20 protein-coding genes are annotated in these 22,720 nt (G+C 72.4%); 6 read left to right on the top strand and 14 right to left on the bottom strand.

All coding sequences use genetic code 11. The features are described 5' to 3' along the window. Window positions 1–2 precede the first annotated feature (2 nt). Window positions 3–857 carry a LysR family transcriptional regulator gene (locus ACZ561_RS01280; protein ID WP_470988116.1) on the top strand — a complete coding sequence of 285 codons (855 nt, stop codon included), beginning with the start codon at window positions 3–5 and terminating at the stop codon, window positions 855–857. Between the two features lie 109 nt (window positions 858–966). Here ACZ561_RS01280 and ACZ561_RS01275 read toward each other — a convergent pair whose 3' ends face one another. The 3 genes from ACZ561_RS01275 to ACZ561_RS01265 all read right to left on the bottom strand — a co-directional run bounded on the left by ACZ561_RS01275 (window position 967) and on the right by ACZ561_RS01265 (window position 3,124). Next, window positions 967–1,701, bottom strand: a complete 735-nt coding sequence (locus tag ACZ561_RS01275; protein ID WP_470988114.1) for a class E sortase — start codon at window positions 1,699–1,701, stop codon at window positions 967–969. 217 nt (window positions 1,702–1,918) lie between these two features. After that, window positions 1,919–2,461: a DM13 domain-containing protein gene (locus ACZ561_RS01270; protein ID WP_470988111.1), complete on the bottom strand. Its 543-nt coding sequence runs from the start codon at window positions 2,459–2,461 to the stop codon at window positions 1,919–1,921. A gap of 129 nt (window positions 2,462–2,590) precedes the next feature. After that, a complete protein-coding gene (locus ACZ561_RS01265; protein WP_470988108.1) occupies window positions 2,591–3,124 on the bottom strand; it encodes a MarR family winged helix-turn-helix transcriptional regulator in 534 nt (177 codons plus the stop codon). Between the two features lie 129 nt (window positions 3,125–3,253). Here ACZ561_RS01265 and ACZ561_RS01260 point away from each other — a divergent pair, with 129 nt between their 5' ends. After that, the gene (locus ACZ561_RS01260) at window positions 3,254–3,853 is read left to right on the top strand and encodes a malonic semialdehyde reductase (RefSeq protein ID WP_470988106.1); all 600 of its coding nucleotides are present in this window, start codon (window positions 3,254–3,256) and stop codon (window positions 3,851–3,853) included. A gap of 170 nt (window positions 3,854–4,023) precedes the next feature. Continuing rightward, the gene (locus tag ACZ561_RS01255) at window positions 4,024–5,247 is read left to right on the top strand and encodes an MFS transporter (protein WP_470988104.1); all 1,224 of its coding nucleotides are present in this window, start codon (window positions 4,024–4,026) and stop codon (window positions 5,245–5,247) included. Between the two features lie 68 nt (window positions 5,248–5,315). Here the strand turns inward: ACZ561_RS01255 and ACZ561_RS01250 are convergent, their stop codons facing one another. Next, window positions 5,316–6,563 carry an SLC13 family permease gene (locus tag ACZ561_RS01250; RefSeq protein WP_470988102.1) on the bottom strand — a complete coding sequence of 416 codons (1,248 nt, stop codon included), beginning with the start codon at window positions 6,561–6,563 and terminating at the stop codon, window positions 5,316–5,318. Between the two features lie 346 nt (window positions 6,564–6,909). Beyond that, complete coding sequence (locus ACZ561_RS01245; RefSeq protein WP_470988100.1) at window positions 6,910–7,842, bottom strand: MurR/RpiR family transcriptional regulator; 933 nt, start codon at window positions 7,840–7,842, stop codon at window positions 6,910–6,912. Between the two features lie 171 nt (window positions 7,843–8,013). Here ACZ561_RS01245 and ACZ561_RS01240 point away from each other — a divergent pair, with 171 nt between their 5' ends. Next, complete coding sequence (locus ACZ561_RS01240; RefSeq protein ID WP_470988098.1) at window positions 8,014–8,832, top strand: SDR family NAD(P)-dependent oxidoreductase; 819 nt, start codon at window positions 8,014–8,016, stop codon at window positions 8,830–8,832. A 53-nt stretch (window positions 8,833–8,885) separates the two neighbouring features. Here the strand turns inward: ACZ561_RS01240 and ACZ561_RS01235 are convergent, their stop codons facing one another. From ACZ561_RS01235 to ACZ561_RS01195, 9 genes are all read right to left on the bottom strand, one after another. Continuing rightward, window positions 8,886–11,120 carry an FUSC family protein gene (locus ACZ561_RS01235; protein WP_470988095.1) on the bottom strand — a complete coding sequence of 745 codons (2,235 nt, stop codon included), beginning with the start codon at window positions 11,118–11,120 and terminating at the stop codon, window positions 8,886–8,888. 66 nt (window positions 11,121–11,186) lie between these two features. Further along, window positions 11,187–11,918: a hypothetical protein gene (locus ACZ561_RS01230; protein ID WP_470988092.1), complete on the bottom strand. Its 732-nt coding sequence runs from the start codon at window positions 11,916–11,918 to the stop codon at window positions 11,187–11,189. 130 nt (window positions 11,919–12,048) lie between these two features. Continuing rightward, the gene (locus ACZ561_RS01225) at window positions 12,049–14,115 is read right to left on the bottom strand and encodes an iron ABC transporter permease (RefSeq protein WP_470988089.1); all 2,067 of its coding nucleotides are present in this window, start codon (window positions 14,113–14,115) and stop codon (window positions 12,049–12,051) included. Window positions 14,116–14,119: 4 nt separating this feature from the next. Beyond that, on the bottom strand, window positions 14,120–15,094 hold the full coding sequence (locus ACZ561_RS01220; protein ID WP_470988087.1) for an ABC transporter substrate-binding protein: 975 nt from the start codon (window positions 15,092–15,094) through the stop codon (window positions 14,120–14,122). Next, complete coding sequence (locus ACZ561_RS01215; RefSeq protein WP_376445908.1) at window positions 15,091–15,951, bottom strand: ABC transporter ATP-binding protein; 861 nt, start codon at window positions 15,949–15,951, stop codon at window positions 15,091–15,093. The genes ACZ561_RS01220 and ACZ561_RS01215 overlap by 4 nt, the downstream gene beginning before the upstream one ends. A 675-nt stretch (window positions 15,952–16,626) precedes the next feature. Then, window positions 16,627–17,037, bottom strand: a complete 411-nt coding sequence (locus ACZ561_RS01210) for a RidA family protein (RefSeq protein ID WP_470988084.1) — start codon at window positions 17,035–17,037, stop codon at window positions 16,627–16,629. Window positions 17,038–17,264: 227 nt separating this feature from the next. Beyond that, window positions 17,265–17,912, bottom strand: a complete 648-nt coding sequence (locus tag ACZ561_RS01205; protein WP_470988081.1) for a TetR/AcrR family transcriptional regulator — start codon at window positions 17,910–17,912, stop codon at window positions 17,265–17,267. A gap of 126 nt (window positions 17,913–18,038) precedes the next feature. Beyond that, window positions 18,039–20,345 (bottom strand): ATP-binding SpoIIE family protein phosphatase, encoded by a 2,307-nt coding sequence (locus ACZ561_RS01200; protein WP_470988078.1) that lies wholly within the window; start codon window positions 20,343–20,345, stop codon window positions 18,039–18,041. A gap of 154 nt (window positions 20,346–20,499) precedes the next feature. Continuing rightward, a complete protein-coding gene (locus ACZ561_RS01195) occupies window positions 20,500–21,060 on the bottom strand; it encodes a TetR/AcrR family transcriptional regulator (RefSeq protein ID WP_470988076.1) in 561 nt (186 codons plus the stop codon). Between the two features lie 119 nt (window positions 21,061–21,179). Between ACZ561_RS01195 and ACZ561_RS01190 the strand changes: the two genes are divergently transcribed. Beyond that, entirely contained in the window at window positions 21,180–21,866 is a 687-nt protein-coding gene (locus ACZ561_RS01190; protein WP_470988074.1) for an SDR family oxidoreductase, read from the top strand. Window positions 21,867–22,041: 175 nt separating this feature from the next. Next, a complete protein-coding gene (locus ACZ561_RS01185) occupies window positions 22,042–22,578 on the top strand; it encodes a hypothetical protein (RefSeq protein ID WP_470988072.1) in 537 nt (178 codons plus the stop codon). Window positions 22,579–22,720 lie beyond the last annotated feature (142 nt).

Raw genomic sequence — 22,720 nt, 5'->3', positions numbered from 1 at the left:
TCATGGATATGGAGCTGCGGCAGCTGCGCTGTCTCGTCGCGATCGTCGACGAGGGGTCCTTCACCGATGCCGCCCTCGCGCTCGGGGTCTCCCAGGCCGCCGCCTCCAGGACGCTGGCCTCCCTCGAACGCGCGCTGGGAGTACGGCTGTTGCGGCGGACGTCCCGTTCGGTCACCCCGACGGCCACCGGACTGCGGGTGGTGGCGCATGCCCGGCGGGTGCTCGCCGAGGCGGACGCCCTGGTCCGGGAGGCCACCTCCGGTCACCAGGTCCTTCGGATCGGTTACGCGTGGTCGGCACTCGGTCGCCACACCCCGACGTTCCAGCGGCGTTGGGCAGCCGCGCACCCCGCGACGGAGCTCCGCCTGGTCCGCGTCAACTCCTCCTCCGCCGGACTCGCCGAAGGCTCCTGCGATCTGGCGGTGGTGCGCAGGCCGTTGGAGGACCGCCGTTTCGACTCCGCCATCGTGGGCCTGGAACGGCGCCTGTGCGCGATGGCGGCCGACGACCCCCTGGCCGGGCGCCGGTCGGTCCGGCTCGCCGACCTCAGCGGCCACACGCTGCTGATCGAGCGCCGGACCGGTACGACGACACCGGAGCTGTGGCCGCCGGACTCCCGTCCGGCGACCGAGGAGACGCACGACGTCGACGACTGGCTGACCGCGATCTCCACCGGTCGCCGCATCGGCATGACAGCGGAGTCCACCGCCAGTCAGTACGCCCGCCCGGGTGTCGTGTACCGCCCGGTGCGGGACGCCGAGCCGATCGCCGTCCGGCTCGCCTGGTGGCGGGACGATCCTCACCCCGCGACGCAGGGCGTGATCGAACTGCTCACCGCCCTGTACCGCAAGGCGTAGAACGCGCCGGTCGGGCCTGTACCGCGGGGCGTGGAACGCGCGGGGACGGGCCTGCGCCGCGGGGCGTGGAACTCGCCGGTCGAGCCTGTGCCGCGGGGCGTGGAACGCCTCAGGCGGGCCGGGTCGCCGACAGGACGCCTATCTTGTCGATGCGGTGCTCCGGGTTGCCCTGGGCGTCGCGCCAGAAGTTGCCCGCCGCGTTGTCCTCGGGCGTCGCGCAGGTGGAGAGGGTGATCATGGCGCGGGTGGGCTTCTCGCCCGGCTCACCGGGGACCGCGGCCCGCTGCTCGGCGAGGGAGGCGGCGGAGCGGAAGGACGTCGTCCGCGTCTCGGTGATCGTGTACTCGTAGACGGTGTCCCCGAAGGTGACGAGGACCTTGTCGCCCACGTCGACCGCGGGCAGGTCGTGCATGGGTCCACCGGCGGAGAGCCGGTGCGCGGTCACGAGGTAGTTCCCGATCTCGCCCGGGCCGACGCCGCCCCGCTTCCCGTACGGGCTGGCGGCCACGCCACGATCCTGTATCCGGGTCCCGGCCGGGTCGTCGGTCGTCCCCTCGTACGGCACGACGGTCAGGTCCTGGACCCCGATCGACGGTATGGCCATGTCGGCGTTACGGGACCGCTTGCTGGGGTCCGGCTCGGGTGCCGGTGACGAGGGAGTCACGGTCACCGTCGGCGAGGTGGGTACGGAGACCACGGATGTCGTACCGGGGGCCGGTCCGGACGAGACGGACGTACTGGCGGCACCACCGCCGCCCCCGGCTGCCGCACAGCCGACGAGCGCGGCAAGCACGGCGACGACGGTCGCGGCGGTGGCGCGGCGGGTGCTTCGGACTCTGTCCATGGCCTTCCGAAGGGTCGCTCGACCCGCTCGGCCAACGGCGTCGCGGCATCGACAAAGCTCGTGTCAGCTGCCAGAACGACACGAATCGAGCATGTATTCCCCTGGCATTCCCCTCGCAGCTCGCGGTCCCGGTCAGCAGCCGCCCGAGGACGCGGGGGCGCCGAGGCCGACCCGAATCCTGGACGGACCGGGGGACGGCGGTCCGCACCTGGCCGGCCTAAGCGAGCCGCGCGGCGCCGAACGAGACGTCGAAGCGGTCGCACCAGATGGTGACGCTGCCGAAGCCGGAGGGATCGACCCCCGCCGGGACGGCGTAGTTCTGGTCGCCCTTGTTGCCCTTGAGCTTGCCGAGGCTGACGTACTTCCCGTCGTCGAAGACGTGCCAGCCGGCCACACCTTCCTTGACGGGTGCGTCGGTCAGCCAGACACGCAGATCCGGACCGTTGCTGGTCTCCAGGCCCTCGAGACGCACGGTGTGGGTGCCGTCGGGCAGACGGATGAGCTTCACCGTGCCCGTGGTCGCGTGCTCATGGCTGATCAGGTTGCCCTGCGCGACCGTCCGCGGCCCTTCCGACGCGGAGGACGACGGAGCAGCCTGCACCCCCGCATCGGGGGCCGTCGTCGGGAGCGCTTCCCGCACGGTCTCGTCCTGCCACAGCTTCCAGGGCTGGAACCAGTAGAGCCCGACGGCCGCCATCGCGATCGCGACGATCACCGCACCCGCCACCAGAGGCCCTCGTCGTCGGCCTTCTCGACCCATGTCGGGTCCCTCCCACATCGCTCGTCTTCCGCCGCCCATGGAACGACGCCAGGAGACCGATGGGCCACAGCTGCGTCGATGACCGAAGTCTTACGTCTCGTAGACCGCCGAAGGAGCCGTTCGCCGCCGTCAGGCGATCGACGTGTCCCCGAGCGCGAGCAGCAGGCGCCTCAGCTTCCCCGCCAGCTCGTCGCACTCGTCCCGGTCGAAGATCTCCAACATGCGCGCCTCGTTGAGGAGGTGGTCCTCCATGTAGGCACGGGTGATCTCGTGGCCGCGTTCGGTGAGACGGATCTTCACCGAGCGACGGTCCTCGGTGTCCCGGATCCGCTCGACGAGACCCTTGGCCTCCATGCGGTCGATGCGGTTGGTGATCGCTCCGGAGGTGACCATGGACGCTTTACGGAAGGCTCCGGCGGTCAGTTCGTACGGAGGGCCCGACCGCTGCAGCGTGCTGAGGACGTCGAACTCCCCCAGTTCCAGGTTGCGTTCTGCGGCGAAGGTGCGGAACTCCTTCTCCAGCACCACCCCGAGACGCTGGAGTCGGCCGAGCACCTCCACGGGCCAGAGTGCCTCGGTCAGGTCGGGGCGCTCCTCGACCCACTGCCCGATGATGCCGTCCACGGCGTCGGCGTCTGCTCCGCCGCGCTCAACGTCGCCCATGAAGTGCCCTCTCAGTGGCCCCCGCCTCACACCGAGGATATCTCAACGTTGACTCACTTGACGTTGACCGAGCGTCAGTGATTTTATCTCAACGTTGAAATTATCGACGCTGAACAGATGGAGCCTGCCATGACCACGTCCCCCCTCGCCCTCGACCTCGCCGCTCAGGACCTCCTCTTCCGTGAGGCCCGCACCGCCAACACCTTCACCGACGAGCCGGTGACCGACGAGCAGGTCCAGGCGATCTACGACCTGGTGAAGTACGGCCCCACCGCCTTCAACCAGAGCCCGCTGCGCATCACCCTGGTCCGCTCCCCCGAGGCCCGCGAGCGACTGGTCACGCACATGGCCGAGGGCAACCAGCGCAAGACCTCCGCCGCCCCGCTGGTCGCGATCCTCTCCGCCGACAACGAGTTCCACGAGGAGCTCCCGGCCCTGCTCCCGCACTTCCCGCAGGCCAAGGACATGTTCTTCGCCGAGCGGCCGGTCCGCGAGGACTCCGCTCTGCTGAACTCGGCCCTCCAGGCCGCCTACTTCATCATCGGCGTCCGCGCCGCCGGCCTCGCCGCAGGCCCGATGACCGGCCTCGACTTCGCCGGCGTCCAGAAGGAGTTCCTGGACGACGACCACACCCCGCTGATGGTCATCAACATCGGCAAGCCCGGCGAGGACGCCTGGTTCCCCCGCTCCCCTCGCCTGGACTTCGACGAGGTCGTCACCACCGTCTGACCCGTACGGGCCGCACCTGGTACGGGTGCGGCCCGTACGGCACAACAGGAACCGAACGCCATCGGAACCGAACGCCACCGGTACTGCCGAAGCCCGACCGCCGAAGCCCGTCACCGGCCGGCACCCGCACCGCCCGTCATCCGCCCGCCCACGAGCGTCCAGGGGGCACCATGTCCGCCGCCGTATCCGCACCGCGTCTCGCCACCGGGACGCCGCCCGGCCAGGTCCCGGCCCTCTGGCTGGCGCTCCTCGCCGCACCCATCGCCACGGGAGCCAACGCCCCGGTCCTCATCCTTCCCGACATCGCCCACTCACTGGCGGTCTCCACCACGCAGGCGACGTGGATGGTCACCGCCTTCGCCTGGGCCATGACGGTCGGAACACCCCTGGCCGCGGCCCTCGTCCGGCAGCGGGGCCTGCGGGTGGCCCTCGTCGCCAGTACGATCACCGCCCTCGTCGGCACCGTCGTCGTCGCGGCCGCGCCCTGGTTCCCGCTGGCGCTGCTCGGTAGGGCGGCGCAGGCCGCGGGTGGTGCGGGGCTGGTGGCCGTGGCGATGAACCTCGCCGGTTCCACCCGGCGCATGGGGGCGATCACCGCCGGATTCGGGGTGCTGGGCGCCGTAGGGCCGCTCCTCGGCTCCGTTCTCGCGGACGTGGCCGGCTGGCGGACCTCGCTCACCCTCTCCGCCCTCGCCCTCCTCGCGGCGCCCGCGATCTGGCGTCACACCGCGAGCTCCACACCCGGAGGCGCCCCGCGGACCGCGCCGTTCGACGCCGTCGGGGCCGGGCTGGTCGTGGCGGTCGTGTCCGGACTCGTCCTGATCCCCACCGCTCCCCTCGCGGGTGGTCTCACCGCCGCGGCCGCGCTCGTCCCGCTCGGACTCCACATACGGCGCCGTCCGGACGGGTTCGTGCCCGCCGCCGTACTGCGCTCGCGCACCTTCCTCGGCTCCGCCCTCCTCGCCTTCGCGTTCTCCACCTCCTACTTCATCCTGCTGTTCGCTCTCCCCCGGCTCACGCAGCGGCGAACGGGCTGGAGCGTCGAGGCCATCGGCACGGGCCAGCTGGTCGCACTCCTCACCGGTTCCGCCCTCTCCTGGCTGCTCGCCTCCGCGGCGGTGCGCCTCGGCCACCGCAAGGTGCTCACCCTTCTCGTCGCGGTCGGCACGGCCGCACCCCTCGTCGCCGCCTTCGCCTCCTGGGGTCCGGCGCTCCTCCTGGCCGCCGCGGGCGCCGTGTTCGTCGCCACCGGCAGCAACGCCGTCCTGTCCGTACGCGCCTCCCAACCCGCACCGGCAGCCCGACGACCGGCGGCGATCGGCCTGTTCGTCCTCTTCTACCAACTCGGCGGAGCCATCGGCCCGGCCCTCGCCGCACTCCTCGTCCTGGCCTGACCGCCGCGTCGCGCGGACTCGTGTAGAGAAGGGCCCCGGCTCGGCGAGCCGGGGCCTTCCTCATGACCTCAGGGACCGACGACCTGGAGGGAGGCCCACAGTGCGGCCGTGGCGGCGACCAGTGCGGCCGGTGTGCTCAGGAGGCCGAGGCGGGTGAACTCGCCCAAGGACACCCTGTCGTCGTGCTCCTGAAGGATGCGCCTCCACAGCAGCGTGGCGAGCGAGCCGACGTAGGTGAGGTTGGGGCCGATGTTCACACCGATCAGCACCGCCAGGACAGGCCCCGGTCCCGCGGGCGCGGCGAGCGGGAGCAGGGCGAGTGTCGCGGGCAGGTTGTTGATCAGATTCGCGAGGAGTGCGGCGACCGCCGCGATCGCGAGCAGCGGCAGGAGTCCGTCGCCGTCCGGCAGGGCGAGGGCGAGCGCGTCGCCGAGACCGTGGTCGACGACCGCCCGGACCACGATGCCCAGGGCCAGCACGAAGAGACAGAACCCGGGCGCCGCGGACGCGCCGAGCCTGCGCACGGTGATGCTGCGCCGGCGCAGGGCCCGTACGCCGAGGACCAGCGTCCCGGCGAGCGCCGCCCAGGCCGGGCTCGCGCCCGCGAAGGAGGTGGCGGCGAATCCGGCGAGGGTCAGAGCGAGGACCCACAGCGTGACCCGGGGTACCGGCGCCGGCCGCTCGGCCTCGACCGGCGGGTCCAGGGTCTTGGCCAGCTCGGTACGGAAGAAGCGGCGGAAGGCGGCGTACTCGACGGCGATCGCGGCCAGCCACGGCAGCGCCATGAGTGCGGCGAACCGGGTGAAGGACAGACCGCTCGCGGTGAAGGCCAGCAGGTTGGTGAGGTTGGAGACCGGCAGGAGCAGGGAGGCCGAGTTCGCCAGGTGGGCGGTCGCGTAGACATGGGGTCGCGCTCCGGTACCCAGCCGGGCGGCGGTGGCGAACACCACCGGGGTCAGCAGCACCACCGTCGCGTCCAGGCTCAGGCCGGCCGTGATCACGGCGGCAACCGCGAACACCCCGCCCAGCAGGGATTTCGGGCTGCGCCCGCACCTTCGCGCAACCGCGTCACCGGCGGCCCGGAACAGCCCGTCGTCGGCACAGAGCTGCGCGAGCACCAGGATGACGGCGAGGAACCCCACCACGGGCAGCAGGTCCCGCAGCTGCTCCCATGCGACCTGGGGCGACACCAGGCCGCACCCCACGAGCAGGGCGGCCGCAGGTACCGCGGCCACGGCCTCCGGCAGCCCCCGGGGCCGTACGACAGCGAAAGCGAGCACTCCGAGCAGCAGGGCAAGGGACAGCGACTCGGCCACGACGGTACTCAGCGCGCACTCCCGGCAACGGAAACCAACCCGGCCGGACAGCGGCCACGAACGCGCACCAGGGTCTCAGATGGATGCGCCCACTCCGCCCGGCGGCTTCTGCGCGGCGGCTCCGGCCCAGGGGTAGACCGGAGCCGCCACGAATGCACCCGCGCTGTGCGCGGCGCGCTGCCGTCGAAACACCAGGTCGTCTGAGGAGGAGGGGGCGACGTCTAGGTGTTCTGTTCGGGCCCGTGGGGGCACCCGTAGTAAACATATATACCGTCGAGTAAGCAAGGGAATGAAAAAATTCATACGACCTGATGGCGGAAAGTCGCCCATTCACCCGGGGCGGAGCTCAGTCGTCCAGGAAGAAATGATGCTGGTCAGCCGCCTGCTCGTACTTCTCGAGACGGGTCTGTGTGCGCTCCGGGTCCGCGTCAGCCATGGCTTGAAGGATGGCTGCGGACAGCACCCCGGGCGCCGCGTAGGAGTCGAAGACGAGCCGTGACCCAGTGCCGGCGGCGAAGACCACGTCGGCCTCGTCGACGAGCGGCCCGAGCGCCAGATCGGTGATCAGCGCGACGCGCAGTCCGACGCCATGGGCGGCCCGGACGACGGCGAGGGTCTCGTTGGCGTGCCGGGGCATCGCGAAGGCCATCACCCATGTCCCGCCCGCCTCGCGCGCCTGGAGCAGCCCGTCGTAGGCCACGGTGCCGCCCCGTGTCACCACCCGTACGTCGGGGTGGATGCGCCGCGCCGCATACGCGAAGTACTCGGCGAGGGAGACCGAGATCCGCAGACCGAGGACCGTCAGAGGGACGGATCGGGCCAGCTCACGGCCGATCTCGAGGATCTGGTCGGGGTCCGCGAGCACCCGCCGCAGGGCCGCCAGGTTCTCGATCTCGGCGTCGACCGCCGACTGGAGTTCGTTACGGAGCTTCTCCTCCTTCTCGCCCGGGGCTCCGGCGGCGGCGCTGAGCGCGATGGGCTGAAGGGCCTCCCGGAGCGCGGGGTATCCGCTGAACCCCAGCGACGAGGCGAAGCGGGTCACGGACGGCTGACTGACGCCCACACGCTCCGCGAGCTCGGTGATCGACAGGAACGCGGCCTCGGTGAGGTGGTCGATCAGGAACTGGGCGATGCGGCGCTGCGCGGGAGAGAGCCGGTGGCTGCCGAACAGCGATCGCACCCGCTCGGCGGGCGAGGCCGCCTCGGCCGCCGCCTCCGACGAGCGCCTGCCCGGTGTGATCGCGGCTGCCTGTGCGCGCGCCTGCTGCCCAGATGGCACGGGGTGCCTCCTTCTCGTCTCTCTGCAGCCCAAGATAGTTCACACGGGCTGGCGTTCATCGGGCCGCGACACCGGCCATGGGCGCCCCGTCCGGCCGCGAGGGCCCTCGGTACGACCGGTTCCGTACGTATGATCACGACGGCGAACGGACGACGACGGAGGCTCGAAGACATGGCGGACCAGCGCGTGTACCTCGTGACCGGGGGCGGGACGGGCATCGGGGCCGCGACCGCCCGGCTGCTGCGCGCGGCCGGTCACCATGTGGTGATCTCCGGGCGCCGGCCCGAACCCCTGCACCTCGTCGCGGAGGAGACAGGGGCCCTCGCCGTCCCGTCCGACATCGCCGACCCGGACGCGGTGCGGGCACTCGTCGACACGGCCTTCGCCGCGCACGGCCGCCTCGACGGACTCGTCCTCAACGCCGGTATCGGGCGCGGCGGAGGCGTGGGCGAGGTGACGCTCGAGGACTGGGACGAGGTCATGCGGACCAACCTCACCGGCCCGTTCCATCTGCTGCGCGCCGCGCTCCCGCATCTGCTCGACGCCCGGGGCGCCGTGGTCGCGGTCGCCTCGGTGTCCGCGCTGCGCAACGGCGTGGGCAATGCCGCCTACGCCACCTCCAAGGCCGCGCTGCTCCAGCTCTGCCGCTCGCTCGCGGTCGACTACGGGGCCGCGGGGCTGCGCGCCAACACCGTGTGCCCGAGCTGGGTGCGCACCGACATGGCGGACCGCCGGATGAACCGGTTCGCCGAGGAGGCGGGGCTGGAGGAGGGCGGGCTCGAGGCGGCGTACGAGGAGGTCACCCGCGTCCTGCCCGTCGGACGGCCGGGCGAGCCGCGTGAGGTCGCCGAGGCCGTCGCCTGGTTGCTCTCGCCCGCCGCGTCGTTCGTCAACGGAGCGGTGCTCACCGTCGACGGCGGTGTGACCGCCCTCGATCCCGGCACGCTCGCCTTCGACTTCCGCATCGAGCCACGGACGCCGAGCGCCTGACGCCTCGCCAGGGAAGCGGGCCCGATCCCGGCACGGCTCTGCCTGACGTTGCGTCATGGCGGGCGTGAGGAAGGGTCGATCCGTTCCAGGTCCTGGAGCAGGGCCTCCAGCCAGGCCTCCACCGCGTAGAAGCGGCCCGGTGCCTCCGCCGGTGCGGTTTCCGGCGCGTCGCCCACCGGCCCCGGCGCGTCGTGCGCCAGGGCCGGTGGGGTGTCCCCCATCGGGTCCAGGACCGCGGACAGCAGAAGCATCCGCCCCGCCACCCGGTCCCCGAGCCGGGTCAGCGCGGCGGCCACCGCGGGCTCCAGCGGCGCCACGACGACCGGCTCCGCCGATCCCTCCACCGGTACGGTCGGCGGCGCCGACAGCAGCCGCTCCGAGCCCCACAGCGTGTGGTGCCCGGTCAGCAGTGCCGCGTGCCAGTCGACCGGCCGCCGCCCCGCACCGGGTGGCTGCCCGGATCCGGACTCCGCCGCCTTCGGGCCCCGCGGTTCGCTCTGGAACTGCGCGTAGGCCGTCTCGGCCAGGACGAGCGCGTGCCGGAGCGAGCTGCTCACAGGTGGCTTGCCCGGATCCCGTACCCCTCCGGCCGCGATCGTCGAGGCCGTGGCGACCACGGCCTCGGCGGCGGTGCGCAGCAGCATCGTGCTCGAGCGCCGCACCTCGGTCTGCGCGCCGCGCGGCCAGGCCAGCAGGCCGAAGACGGCACCGATCGCACTCCCGATCACCACGTCGAGGAGCCGGACCTCGGCCAGCCGCCAGGTGGTCGCCGTCAGCTGGGCGAACACCAGGGAGACCACCAGCGCGAAGAACGCCTGCGCCCAGCCGACGCCTTTCACCGGCCCCACCGTGAAGGTGATCAGCAGCAGCGGAAGCAGCAAGGCCGCGTACACCGTGGTGTCCGCCCCGATGAGGGCGAGCAGCCCCGCCGTGCACAGGGCTCCGATCAGGGTGCCCGCGATCGCCTGGCGGATGCTGCCCCAGGTCGCGCCGAGGGTCGTGCGGGTCAGTGTCAGCGTCGCGAGGAGCGCCCAGAAGCCGTGCGGCAGCGTGTCCAGGCCGGCGATGGCCCGGGCGGCCGATAGGGCCAGACTGATCCGCACCGCGTTCTGGAAGAACACCGACCGGCTCCCGGCGTTTCCCACCAGCCGCCGCCACCACAGCTGCGGCGCCCTCATGCGCGCGTACCAGAATCGGCCGACCGGCAGGTCGGCCCCGTCGACGAGCCGCCCCCGTACCGCCAGTCCGGCGGCCGTGGCCAGCGCCAGCGCGGCGTCCGCCACTTCGAGCAGGTCCGCACGGCGGCGGAGCGTCGCGGGGTCCACCGACCGGGTCGGTACGGCGGCCAGCAGCGCCCGCTCCCGGGCAGGTCCGGAGTCCGGCGCCCCCGCTCCGGGGGCGCCGCGCAGCAGCGCGGCACTGTCCGCCGTGGATCGCCCGACGGCGCGCAGCAGGTCCAGGCCCGCGTCCTCCGGAGCCCGGCCCGCCGGTACGGCGGGGAGCCGTACCAGTCGGTTGAGGAGCGTCCGTGCCGAAAGGCCGGTGTGGGTCAGGCCCCGGGAGCGGACCCCGGCCCCGGCCGGCCGCTCCGCCTCCGGAACCTGCGAGGGCCGCAGCGCCTCGGCCGCCGCTCCGGCCGCCTCCGCGGTCGTCGGCGACAGTGCGAAGGGCGGGCGGGCCAGTTCCCCGGCGCAGCGTTCGGCGGTGACGGCGGCGCGGGCGGCGAGCTCCCGGTACGGCACGGTCGGTGGCTCGGGGAAGACGAAGATCTCGGCGAGGATCAGCAGAAGGATCCCTACGGTGGTGCCGGCCATCCGCTCGTCGATGGTTTCCGGGGCGTACGGCGGGAACGACGGCAGGATGTACAGCAGCTGGAGCCCCGGCGCCGCGCCCGCCGGGCGTGGCCCGCCCACGGCGACGAAGGCCAGAGCGAAGCCGATGACCAGCATCCCGGCCACCGCGCTCCAGTTCCGTACGGCGAGGAAGGTGCCCACCGCGACCAGCACCCAGGCGGCCGGAAGCAGCTTCACCAGGACGACGGCCCGCTGCCGCCCGGTCCCCGGGATGTGCGAGAGACCGGCCAGAGACACGGCGGAGAAGAGCGCGTACGTGGCCGCGACGGGCTGCTCGAACCCGTACAGGAACAGGTAGAACCCGGCCCCCGCGGCCAGCGTGACGCGCAGCGAGCGGCGGGCCGCGCCCACATAGGCGTCGGGCAACCGGAGCAGACCGTGCGAGCGGCTCACCCCTCTGGCGCCCGGACGGCCGTCGGCACCGTTGGCACCCATGCCACCAGGATCGGCCACCCGCTGCGCTCCGGCACCCCGCGGTCAGGTGCCGGCCGCCCCGCTCGATCAGCCGACCGCGTCCCCCGGCGACACCCGGTGGACCTCGAGGCCGGGCGTGGCGAGCAGTTCGGCGATCAGCTCATCCGAGCCGCCGACGTATGTGCTCACCAGGTCGACGTCACCGCCCACGCACCAGGCGCGGTCCTGCGGCCACCACAGGTCGGGGAGTTCGGCGAACTCGTCGACGAGCTCCGGGGAGACCACATCGGTCAGCGGTCCGGACAGCAGGATCTCGTCCCGCTCCGGAGTGGGGAAGGTGGGAACCCCGCCCCATTCCCGGCGGCCGTACCCTTCCCACAGCCCGTACCAGCATCGCTCCGGGGTGCCCGTGTGCCGCGCCAGCACGGGGATCACGGCCCGCGCGACCTCGTCGGGCGTGGGGCCTTCGGCGGGGTGTTCGTCCCACACGCCGGGCAGACCGTACTCGTGCAGGTTCTGGTAGAACCGCTCCGCGCCGATGACCTCGTGCCAGTCCGTCAGCGCGTCGACCTTCCGCCCATGGGCGGCGGCGACGGTGTCCCAGCGGACCGGGCGCTCGTCGAGACTCGCGGGGTGCAGCACGCGCGCGTACGCCGGGAATCCGGGCGCGGCGACTCCGGCCACGGTGCCGAAGTCACCATGGCCGGGGTGGCGTTCGGTGAGCCAGCGCGCCGGCGCGAGGTCCTCGACCTCGACGCGCAGGCGTCCGTAGGGGGCGGGGGCGGGTTCCCGGCCCGGCCGGGGGCTCCATGTGTCCATCCGCCCATTCTCCCCCGCCCTGGACGACCGCCTCGCGGGCGCGCCCGAAGGGCAACCACCCCCCGTCGGCGCCTCCCCTGTGTGGGAGGTGACGGGGGGGGCGGTGACCGGGGCCGGTGGCGACCTCGCCCTACCGGCGGCTGCGGATGAGCAGATGGAGGAAGTACGGCGTGCCGATCACGGCCGTCATGAGTCCGGCGCCGAGCTGGGTCGGGGCGATCACGGTACGGCCCACCAGGTCCGCGGTGCAGACGAGGATCGCGCCGAGGAGGACCGCGACGGGAATCACGCGCGCGTGCTGCCGGCCCACGAGGGCACGGGCCGCGTGCGGTGCCACGAGTCCCACGAAGCCGATGGTGCCTGCGGCGGCCACGGCGGTGGCGCTGAGCAGGACGCTGAGGACGAGGAAGCCGAAACGTCCCCGTCCCAGACTCAGCCCGAGCAGCCTCGGGGTGTCCTCGTCGAGCGACACGAGGTCGAGTTCGGTGCGCCGCATGGCCGCGAGGGACACGCCCACGACGAGGACGGCCATGAGGGGCAGCACGTCGGTCAGGGACCGCCCGTAGGTGGAGCCCGAGAGCCAGGTGAGCGCCTTCGTCGCGTTGAACGGGTCGGTGAGGATGATGAGAAGGCTGATCAGGGCCGATGCCCCGATGGCGACGCCGAAGCCCACGAGGACGAGCCGGTTCTGCTGGAACCCGCCCCGGGCGGCCAGTCCGAAGACGATGACGGAGCTGATCGCGGCGCCCGCGAAGGCCGCCGCGGACAGGCCCCACCCTCCGGCCAGGGGCACGGTCGTCACGAGGAGGACGGCGCCGAGCGCGGCGCCGCCGGAGATGCCCAGGACGGCCGGTTCGGCGAGAGGGTTACGGGTCACGGCCTGGACGAGCGTGCCGGCCAGGGCGAGCGCGGCGCCCGCGAAGAGGGCGGCGAGGACGCGTGGAACGCGGGTGTCGAGGACGAAGGTCATGGTCCGTCCGGCCCGCCCCTGCGCCCAGTTCAGCACGTCGCCCAGGAGCAGTTTGCTGTCCCCGAGGAGCACGGAGGCGATGGTCACTCCGACCAGGACGAGCACCAGGACGCAGGTGGTGGTGAGGAAGACGGTGCTGCTCCTGATGCGCAGCCGCTCGGACGCGGCGCCCTCGGCCGTGTCCCGGGCCCGCGTGGCCATGACGATCAGGAAGGCGGCGCCGACGAGGCTGGTGACGACACCGGTCGGCACGCCGACCGCCACGTCCGCCGCGACGACGGCGCGGAGCAGCACGTCGGAGCCGAGCACCAGGGCCACACCGGCGAGCCCGGCGGCCGGCAGGTACATCCGCGTACGGGTGAACCCGCGGAACCTGCGGGCGAGGGGACGGACGGTGGCGGGGGCGCACAGGCCGACGAAGCCGACGGGTCCGGCGAGGGTCACGGCTGCCGCGGAGAGCAGGGCGGCGAGCACGACGGCGGTGACGCGTGTGGCGCGGACCGGGACGCCGAGGCCACGCGCGGCGTCGTCACCGAGCGCCAGGGCGTCGATCCGGCGGGCGAGAAGCAGCAGCCCGACGACGCCGATGACGGCGATCGGTGCCATCTGCAGGACGCCGTCGAAGCCGTTCTGGGCGATGCTGCCCTGGTTCCACTGGTAGAGCCCCTCCGTCTGACGGGGGAACAGCAGAAGCAGGCCTTCGGTGACTGCGGTGAGGCCCAGGGTGAGGGCACTGCCCGCGAGGACCAGCCGGACTGTGCCGGTGCCCAGTCCGGAGAGTCCGAGGACCACGGCCGCCGCGGCGAGGCCGCCGACGAACGCGATGCCGGACGAGGCGAGGAGCGGGAGCGAGAGGCCGGTGATGGCGGTGAGGCCGAGGGCGAAGTAGGAGCCCGCGTTGACGGCGAGGGTGTCGGGCGAGGCGAGGACGTTGCGGCTGACCGCCTGGAGGGCGGCGCCCGCGATGCCGAGCGCGGCGCCGACGAGCAGGCCCGCGGTCATCCTCGGCAGTCGGGAGGCAATGACGACGGAGGCGTCGGCCGGTTCGGCCCGGCCCGTGAGCGCCTTCCACACTTCGGGGGCGCCCACGGCGGCCGTGCCCTGGGTGATGTCCACGACCGCGAGGGCCGCGACGAGGAGGACCAGGGCGGCCGTCACCGCGGCCGCGCCCGTCCGGGACGGGGCCGCCGACGGACGGGTGGCGGGGGTTGTTGCGGTGACGGCCATGGTGTTACTTCGTCAGCGCGGCGACGACGGCGTCGATGTACTTGTTCATCGACTCGGGCCCGCCGAACATCCAGATGCCGTCGGGCAGGCGGTGGACGTTGCCCTTCTTCACGAATGGCAGCGACGTCCAGACCTTGTCCTTGGCGAGGACACCGGTGAACGGCGTGCTGGGCTTGTCGCTCTCGCTGCCGATGTACGCGAACTGCACGTCACCCAGCTTGGTGAGGCCCTCGACGTCGGTGGCGGCGAGGCCGTAGCTCTCGTCGCCCTTGACCGTCCAGGCGTTCTTCAGACCGAGCTTCTCGTTGACGCCGCCGATGAGCGAGCCGCTCGTGTAGGGCCGGATCGAGACCTGGTTGGAGACGACGTACCCGTCGGCGAAGGCGTACTTCGTGCCGGCGAGACCGGCGTCGGCGAGGGCCTTGGCACCCTCGGCGAGCTTCGCCTCGAACTGCTTCTTGAGCTTCTCGGCCTGCTGCGTGGTGCCGGTGGCCTGCGCGATGAGGTCGAGGTTCTTGGTCATCTGGCCGATCGGGTCGGCGGCGTCCGCGGGGCGGAGCGTGAGGACCGGGGCGACCTTGCGGAGCTGCTTGACGGCAGCCTCGGGCAGGTCGGTGGTGGCCACGATGAGGTCGGGCTTCAGCGACGCGACGGTGTCCATGCTCGGCTCGCCGCGCGTGCCGATGTCCTTGGGCTCGTTCTTCAGCGGGACGGCGGTGTCCCAGGTCTTGTAGCCCTTGACGTCGGAGACGCCGACGGGGTCGACGCCAAGCGAGATGAGGCTCTCGACGGCGTTCCACTCGGTCCCGACGACCTTGGCGGCGGGGCCGTCGAGCTCGACCTTCGCACCCGTGGCGTCGGTGAGGGTGATGGGCTCGGCGGTCTTCTTCGCGTCGTCGGCGGCGGGCTCGGTGGTCCCGCAGGCGGACAGGGTGATGGCCGCGACGGTGGCGGCCGCGGTGAGGAGGAGGCGTCTCATGAGGTGGTGCTGAGCCTTTCGCTTCGCGAGTGGTGTCGGCCGATCGCACGGGTGCGCAGCCGACCGGTGAGGGGGTCGGTGTCGACTTCGATGCGGATGCCGTACGTGTCGGTCAACCGCTCCGGTGTCAGTACGTCCGCGGGGTCGCCGTCGGCGACGACCCGCCCCTTGTCGAGCAGAACGATTCGGTCGGCCACGGCCGAGGCCTGGTCGAGGTCGTGCAGGACGGCGCCGACGGCGATGCCGTGGTCGTCCGCCAGATCGCGCATGAGGTCGAGGAGTTCGACCTGGTAGCGCAGGTCGAGGTAGGTCGTGGGCTCGTCGAGCAGGAGCACGCCGGTCTGTTGGGCGAGGCAGCCGGCCAGCCAGACGCGCTGGAGCTGTCCGCCGGAGAGGTGCTCGGCACCGCGTTCGGCGAGTTCCTCGACGCCGGTCATGGCGAGCGCGCGGTCCACCGCGGCCCGGCCGCCCGGGTCGGCCTTGCCCCAGCGCCCCCGGTAGGGGTAGCGCCCGAACTCGACGACGTCGCGCACGGTCAGCCCGCTGGGCGTGGGGCGCCCCTGTGTGAGGAGCGCGACGCGGCGCGAGAACTCACGGGGGCTCAGCGCGAGGCCGTCGGTGTCGCCGTCGATGACGAGGGTGGCGGCCCTGGGCCGCTGCAGCCGCGCGATCGTACGCAACAGCGTCGACTTGCCACTGCCGTTCGGCCCGACCAGGACCGTCACTTCGCCCGGCCGCAGCGTCATGGAGGCGTCGTGTACGACATCGACGCCTTCGTAGGCCACGGTGACTCCCGTGGCCGAAAGTTCATGGCCGTGGGGACGTGAGGTCGCGACGGTCTCTTCACCTGCTTGCACGCAGGAGAGGTTAGCCTATCCTTACTTGGATCGGATAGACCCCCCGGAGATCCGCGACAAGAGGGAAACCGGCCAAGGTCAAAATCGTCCCGGCAGCGTCGACCGCGGCCACCCGGACGACCCTGCCGGGGACCCGTGAACTCCCTGGCGGTGACGGGCGACCCGGACGACGGCGCGCACTTCCATGACGGGCACTTCTCCGCACTGCACAGCGACGCCGACCCGGACCGGGCCGCCACCGCGGCAGCCCGTGCGTCCCCTCCTGGAGTCGCTCCCACCCCGAAGAGGCCGCCCCGCTCCTGCACGGCGCCGCCGAGTTCGGGCGGGAGGGATGGGTCCGAGGAGCAACGACACCGCGCCGACATGGGCAACCAGCGGGTACACCGGTCGACCGGCGCCCACGCGGAGACCCTCGGCGCGACGGGCGCCGAGGGCCGGGACCGGGTCACCCCGGCCCTGGTGGACCTGCCGGTCGCCCTGGTCCGGCGCCACCTGCGGGCGGGCGAGACGCTGCCGCCGCACGCGGAGACTCTCGCCGAGGAGTGCACGGCCGTGCTGCCGGGGCGCGACCGGGCCGGACGGGACGTCAGCCGGAGGCGGGACCCGTCTTCGGCCCGACCCCCGACCCCAATCCCCGACCCGGCAACCCCCGATCCCCCGGCGGTGCGGCTCGAGCTACCGGACCAGCCCGATCGCCTCGATCTCGATCATCCACTCGGGGTCGGCGAGCGAGGAGACCTCCACGAACGACTCCGCGAGGTGAGGCTTGTTCGGGAAGTGCTCGGCGCGGAGCTTGGCGAAGACGTCCTGCCGCGCGATGTCGGTGACGAAGACGGTCGCCTTGACCACCTCGTCGAGGCCGGAGCCCGCGTTCGTCAGTACGGTCGCCAGATTCGCGAGCGCCTGTCGCGCCTGCGCTTCGAAGTCTCCGACGCCGACCGTGGCCCCCTGGGCGTCGATCGGGGCCTGGCCCGAGGTGAAGACCAGGTTCCCGACCCGCACCCCGAGCGAGATGCCGGCCGATGCGTACCAGTCGGGTTCCGCGGTGACGCGCACGCGCTCGGTGGCAGGCTGTGTGACGGACATGCTGCTGACACTCCTTCAGAACGGCACATACGAAGCCGAGCGGCCGCGATCGCCCCCCGACATGATCCGTACGGGACAGCCGCGGAAGGCCGTGATCCATTCCCACCGGGCGAGTCGGGCAGGCCTGAAGCGCGAGCGAGGCACCGCCACCGAGAGCGTGGCCACCGCCGTACCGCCGATGAAGACCGCGGCCGCGGCGACGCCCGAGCCGGGGCCGCCCCGACGCCTCAGTTGTCGGAGCCCGGCTCCGCGGCCCCCGACGACGCGCCCGCCTCGACCACGGCACGTGCCCGGCTCTCCGGCACTCCGGCCGCGACGAGGGTGGAGACGGCCGCGCGGGTCCCGTCGTCCTCCAGCTCCCCGGAGGTGACCGACTCCAGCAGGGCGACCGTCATCGCTTCCAGTCCGGCGCTCAGTACGGCCGGGGGCAGCAGGGTGTGGAACGCGCCGTCCCGCTGTCCCCGCTCCAGGATCGCCGTGGCCTCGCTTCGGGCCGGCGCCAGGACCTCGGCCACGCGGTCCGACCCGAGGTCCCGGCGGGCCAGCGACAGGAGGAACCGGTAGCGGTCCCCCAGAGACCACATCGAGAACACGAAGTGCGCGAGCGCCTGCTCAGCGGGCTCCTCGGGCCGCGCAGCGGTCGCCAGAGCGCTGTCGAGAGCCTCCGAGGCTTCGTCGGCGAGCGCCTCGAGGAGAGCCGTACGCCCCGGGAAGTGACCGTACAGGGTGCGGCGCACCACGCCGGAGGCTCGCGCGAGCTCCTCCAGGGTGAGGTCCGGGTTCCGTCCCAGCTCCTGGCGGGCCGTGGCCAGGATGCGTGCCCGGTTGGACCGCGCATTGCTTCTCTGGGGAACGCGGCCCACGGGCTTGGTCACGGCAACCTCGGTGCGTCAGTGCGGTGAACGACGGAGAACGACGGAGAAACCGACGAACGGCGGACCCATTCTGACACGCAGGTCATCCACCCGATCCGAGCCCTGGAACCGAGTCCCGGGGCAGCTCTACACCGAGTCCCACATGGGGAATTCGGCGGACTCCGACAGCTCGGCCCACACCGTCTTGCCCTGACGGGCGTGCCGCGTTCCCCACCGGTCGGCGAGCTGGGCGACCAGGAGCAGGCCGCGGCCACCCTCGTCGGAGACGGCGGCGCGGCGCAGATGCGGCGTGGTGCTGCTGGTGTCGGAGACCTCGCACATGACGGCGCGATCGTGGATGAGGCGCAGCCGGATGGGAGGTCGGCCGTAGCGGATGGCATTCGTGACGAGTTCGCTGACCACCAGTTCGGCGGTGAAGGCGAGCTCTTCCAGCCCCCAACTGCCCAGTTGCCGCGTGACGTTCGACCGTGCCCTGGAGACGGCGCTGGGGTCGGCTTCCACGTCCCAGTCGGCGACCTGGCGATCACCGAGGGTGCGGGTGCGGGCGATGAGCAGTGCGACGTCGTCGTCCGGACGTGGCGGCAGCAGCGCTTCGAGCACGCTGTCGCAGATGTGCTCCAGGGAAGGAGACGGCTGGGCGAGCGTTCGACGGAGGAGGGCGAGGCCCGTCTCGATGTCACGGTCACGGGCTTCGATCAGGCCGTCGGTGTAGAGGGCGAGGAGGCTGCCCTCGGGCAGGTCGAACTCGGCGGCCTCGAAGGGCAGGCCGCCCAGGCCCAGCGGAGGGCCCGGCGGCAGGTCGAGGATTTCCACGGTGCCGTCCGGGGCCACCAGGGCGGGCGGCGGGTGCCCCGCGCGGGCGAAGGTGCACTGGCGGGTGACGGGGTCGTAGACGGCGTAGAGACAGGTGGCTCCAATGTCCCCCGCGGATTCGCTGTCGCCGGATTCGCTGTCGCCGGCTGCGTCGGTGCCTTTGTCCGGGTCGGCGTTCAGGTCGGCGTCCGGGGCGGCTTCCCCATCCGGGTCGGCGTCCGGGTCGGCTTCCCCGTCCCGGTCGGCGTTCAGGTCGGCGTCCGGGGCGGCTTCCCCATCCGGGTCGGCGTCGGGCACGGCTTCGGTCGACAGACGCAGGACGACATCGTCGAGGTGCGTGAGGAGTTCGTCGGGCGGCAGGTCGACGTCGGCGAGGGTGCGTACGGCGGTCCGCAGCCGCCCCATGGTGGCGGCGGCGTGGATGCCGTGGCCGACGACGTCGCCCACCACGAGCGCGACGCGCGCTCCGGACAGCGGGATGACGTCGTACCAGTCGCCGCCCACGCCCGCCTGTGCGCCGGCGGGCAGGTAGCGGAAGGCCACGTCCACGGCCGACTGCTCCGCGGTGTCGTGCGGAAGCAGGCTGCGCTGCAGGGTCAGGGCGGCCGCACGCGCGTGCGTGTACCGGCGGGCGTTGTCGACGGCCACCGCCGCCCTGGCGGCGATCTCCTGGGCGAGGAGCAGGTCTTCGTCGTCGTAGAGGCCGCGGTGGCGGACGAACTGCGCGACGCCCAGCGTGGAGTCCCGGGCCCGCAGCGGCACCACGATCGTCGAGCGGCTTCCGTCGCCGTCGACACCGGGGCCCGGCCCAAGGGTTGCCGACCCATCGGTGTCGAGGTGGTGACGCGAGGGCCGGCCCGTGATCAGGGCGCGGGCCGACGGCGTGCCGTCCGCGCAGACGAAGAGCTGCTGCGGCCGGAGCGTCGTGTCCGGATCGCCGTCGACCACCGAGCGGCGAGCGGCCCGTCGGAGTGCGAGAGGCGGCTCCATCGGTGTGTCGTGTCCGCGGAGCACCGAGTCGAGCAGGTCGACGGTGACGAGGTCGGCGAAGTGCGCGATGGCGAAGTCCGCCAGTTCCTGGGTGGTGCGGGCGATGTCCAGTGTGGTGCCGATGCGCATACTCGCCTCGTTCACCATCGACAGCCGCCCTTGCAGACGTCGGTCCCTCTCTTCCTGGTAGGCCGCGACGCCGTACTCGGACGCGAGGTCGACGTACCCGGTCATCGTCGCGACCAGCTTGCGCGCGGCCACGCTGACCAGCGCCGCGTCGCCGGTCAGCCGGGGCAGCTCCGCCAGCATCCCGTCGAGAACGACGCCCTGCCCGATGCGGAAGGCGCGCAGCATCACGCTGACGGGCGTCCCGTGCCGGGCCAGCCGGCGGGCGCGCTCCTGGTTGGCGGACGGAGATTCGATGCGATCCGGCTCGATGCCGCGCTCGAGGCCGTCCAAGGCGGCCAGCACGTGCTCGGCGACGTTCTGCGCCGCGTCGACGTCCGCGTGCGCCCACACCTCTGGAACGTCACGTCGCAGGGCCCGCTCCACGTCTTGGATCAGCTGATCTGCTCGCAGGCTGAGCTCACGCGCGGCGCGGGACACAAGACTGTCCGCAGTGAAGTCCACAAGGACGACGTTACGCCGGACCGGCATGCGGGCGCCGCCGAAAGCGGTCGCGCACTCCACCGATGGTCGCGGCCCTCTCCACGGACGGTGACGCCGCGCCGCTCCCCGACGGCTGCGCGCCGCCTCGCTCCCGGCGGACCGTGAGCACGAGCGGTCAGTCGGCTTCCGTCAGGGCCGCGCGGGCGGCGGTGAGGATCTCCTCGGAGAGGGGGGAGCCCTTGGTGGCGCGGGACAGGACGAGTGCGCCGACCATGGTGCACAGGCGGGTGATGCCGTCCTCGTCCTCGGTGCTGAGCGACTCCGCGAAGTCGCTCACGCCCTGGCTGTACACCCGGCCCGCCTCCTGGGCGCTCAGGCCGCGCGCCATGTCGGTGGCGAGCGCGGCGGTGGGGCAGCCGTCCGCCAGGTTGTCGCGGTGCTCGACGGAGAGGTACGCCGCGATCAGCGCCTGCCGGCCGGCCTCAGGCTGCCCCGCGTACCGCTCCGAACCCGCCGTGCGGCGCTGGGCGAGTTCGGCGAACGCGTGGGCCGTGGCCTCGTCGATCAGCGCTTCCTTGGAGGCGAACTGCTTGTAGAAGCCGCCGTGGGTGAGACCGGCCTCCTTCATGAGGTCGGCGACGCTGACGTGCGTCCCCTGCTCCCGGAAGAGGCGGGAGGCGGTTTCGACGACCCGCCGGCGGTTTTCCTGTGCTTGCGCCTGCGATACGCGGCCCATCGGGCACCTCCACATTTGGATGTCGCTTGGCATCTATTCTAGTGTACGGTTTAGATTGCTTACATAATCTAATTGGCGGACACCCTCACCGGAACCGCCCCGCAATGCTGGGAGCAGACATGGAACTGACGAACGCGGTCGCACTGGTCACCGGGGCGAACCGAGGGCTGGGGCGTCATCTGGCAGAGCAACTGGTGCGGCGCGGGGCGAAGGTGTACGCGGCGGCGCGGCGGCCCGAGACCGTGGATCTGGCGGGCGCCGTCCCGCTGCGCCTGGACGTGACCGACGAGGAGTCGGTCCGCGCGGCGGCCCGCATCGCGTCCGACGCCACGCTGCTGGTCAACAACGCCGGGATCTCCACCGGCACCTCGCTGCTCTCGGGCGACCTGGACGCGGTGCGGCTGGAGATGGAGACGAACTTCTACGGGCCCCTCGTCATGACGCGGGCCTTCGCTCCGGTCATCGAGAACAACGGCGGCGGCGCCGTGCTGAACGTCCTGTCCGTCCTGTCCTGGTTCCACCCGGCCGGCCTCGGCTCGTACGCGGCGGCCAAGGCGGCCGCATGGGCCCAGACCGACGCGGCCCGCGAGGAGCTGGCCCCCCGGGGCATCACCGTCTCGGCGCTGCACGTCGCGTACATGGACACCGACATGGCGGCTCGCGTCCCCGCCGAGCAGAAGGCCGACCCCGCCGAGGTCGCCGCCCAGGCCTTGGACGGCATCGAGAAGGGCGTGCCGGAGATCCTCGCCGACGAGGTCACGCGTCAGGTCAAGCAGGGGCTTTCCGCGGCACCGACCCCGGCGTGAGGCACCCCGAACCGGTGGCGTCACTCCCTTCCGGCTGAGTCACGAGTACGTCCACCACGTGACCGGGCCCGTCCGCGGCCCGTGCGTCAGCGGTACGTCAAGCCACCGCACTGCCGCACACAGGGTCCGTAAAGGCACTGGGCCGGACCACCTGGTCGGCCCTACCGTCCCCTTCATGGAACTCCCCTTCGTACCGCCGGAGTACCACGCGGCCGGCTCCGTCCACGACACGGGCTGGCCCTCGGAAGCACGTGCCGCCGCCGGTTTCGCCGTGGTGCTGCTCGCCGTGTCCCTCACCGTCGAGGCCGGGAACGGCACGCTGAGCCTGTTACGGGCCCTGCCGTGGTCCGGGCTAGCCGCCCTGGCGTTCGCGATACTCCTTCCGCCTCGGGTCGAGGCGTCACCGGGGCGGCTGACCGTCCGCGGTCTGACGGCCCGAAGAACCGTCCACACCGACCGACTGGCCTCCGTGCGCTGGTCCGACGGTGTCGCGCAGAGACTGATCCTGTACGACGCCACGGGCGCACGGGCCGAGATCGACCCGCGCGTGTTCATCGCCAACCCTCCGCTGTGGCACCTGCTGAAGACGGACGCCCGGGTCTCGCTGGCCCGAGGCACCCTGCGCCACGGCAGCGCGGAACTGGAGCGGCTGGCCCGATGCGTCGACCGGGAGACGGCCCTCACCGTCTTCCGAATCTCGGGCCTGCAGTAGAACCGCGTCGCGCGGCGTTCGCCGTGGCTCGGTCCCGAGGTCCTCGGCAGGCGACTTCAACAGCCGGTCCGGCGTGACCGACCCGGCGCCGCGGCAGCCCTTCCTCGACCACGACCACACGCACGACGTGGCCCCGGGCCGG

The organism is Streptomyces sp. NPDC039609, from assembly GCF_055596705.1.
The sequence above is the reverse complement of the archived record's forward strand: the minus strand, read 5'-3'. Positions and strand labels throughout refer to the sequence as shown.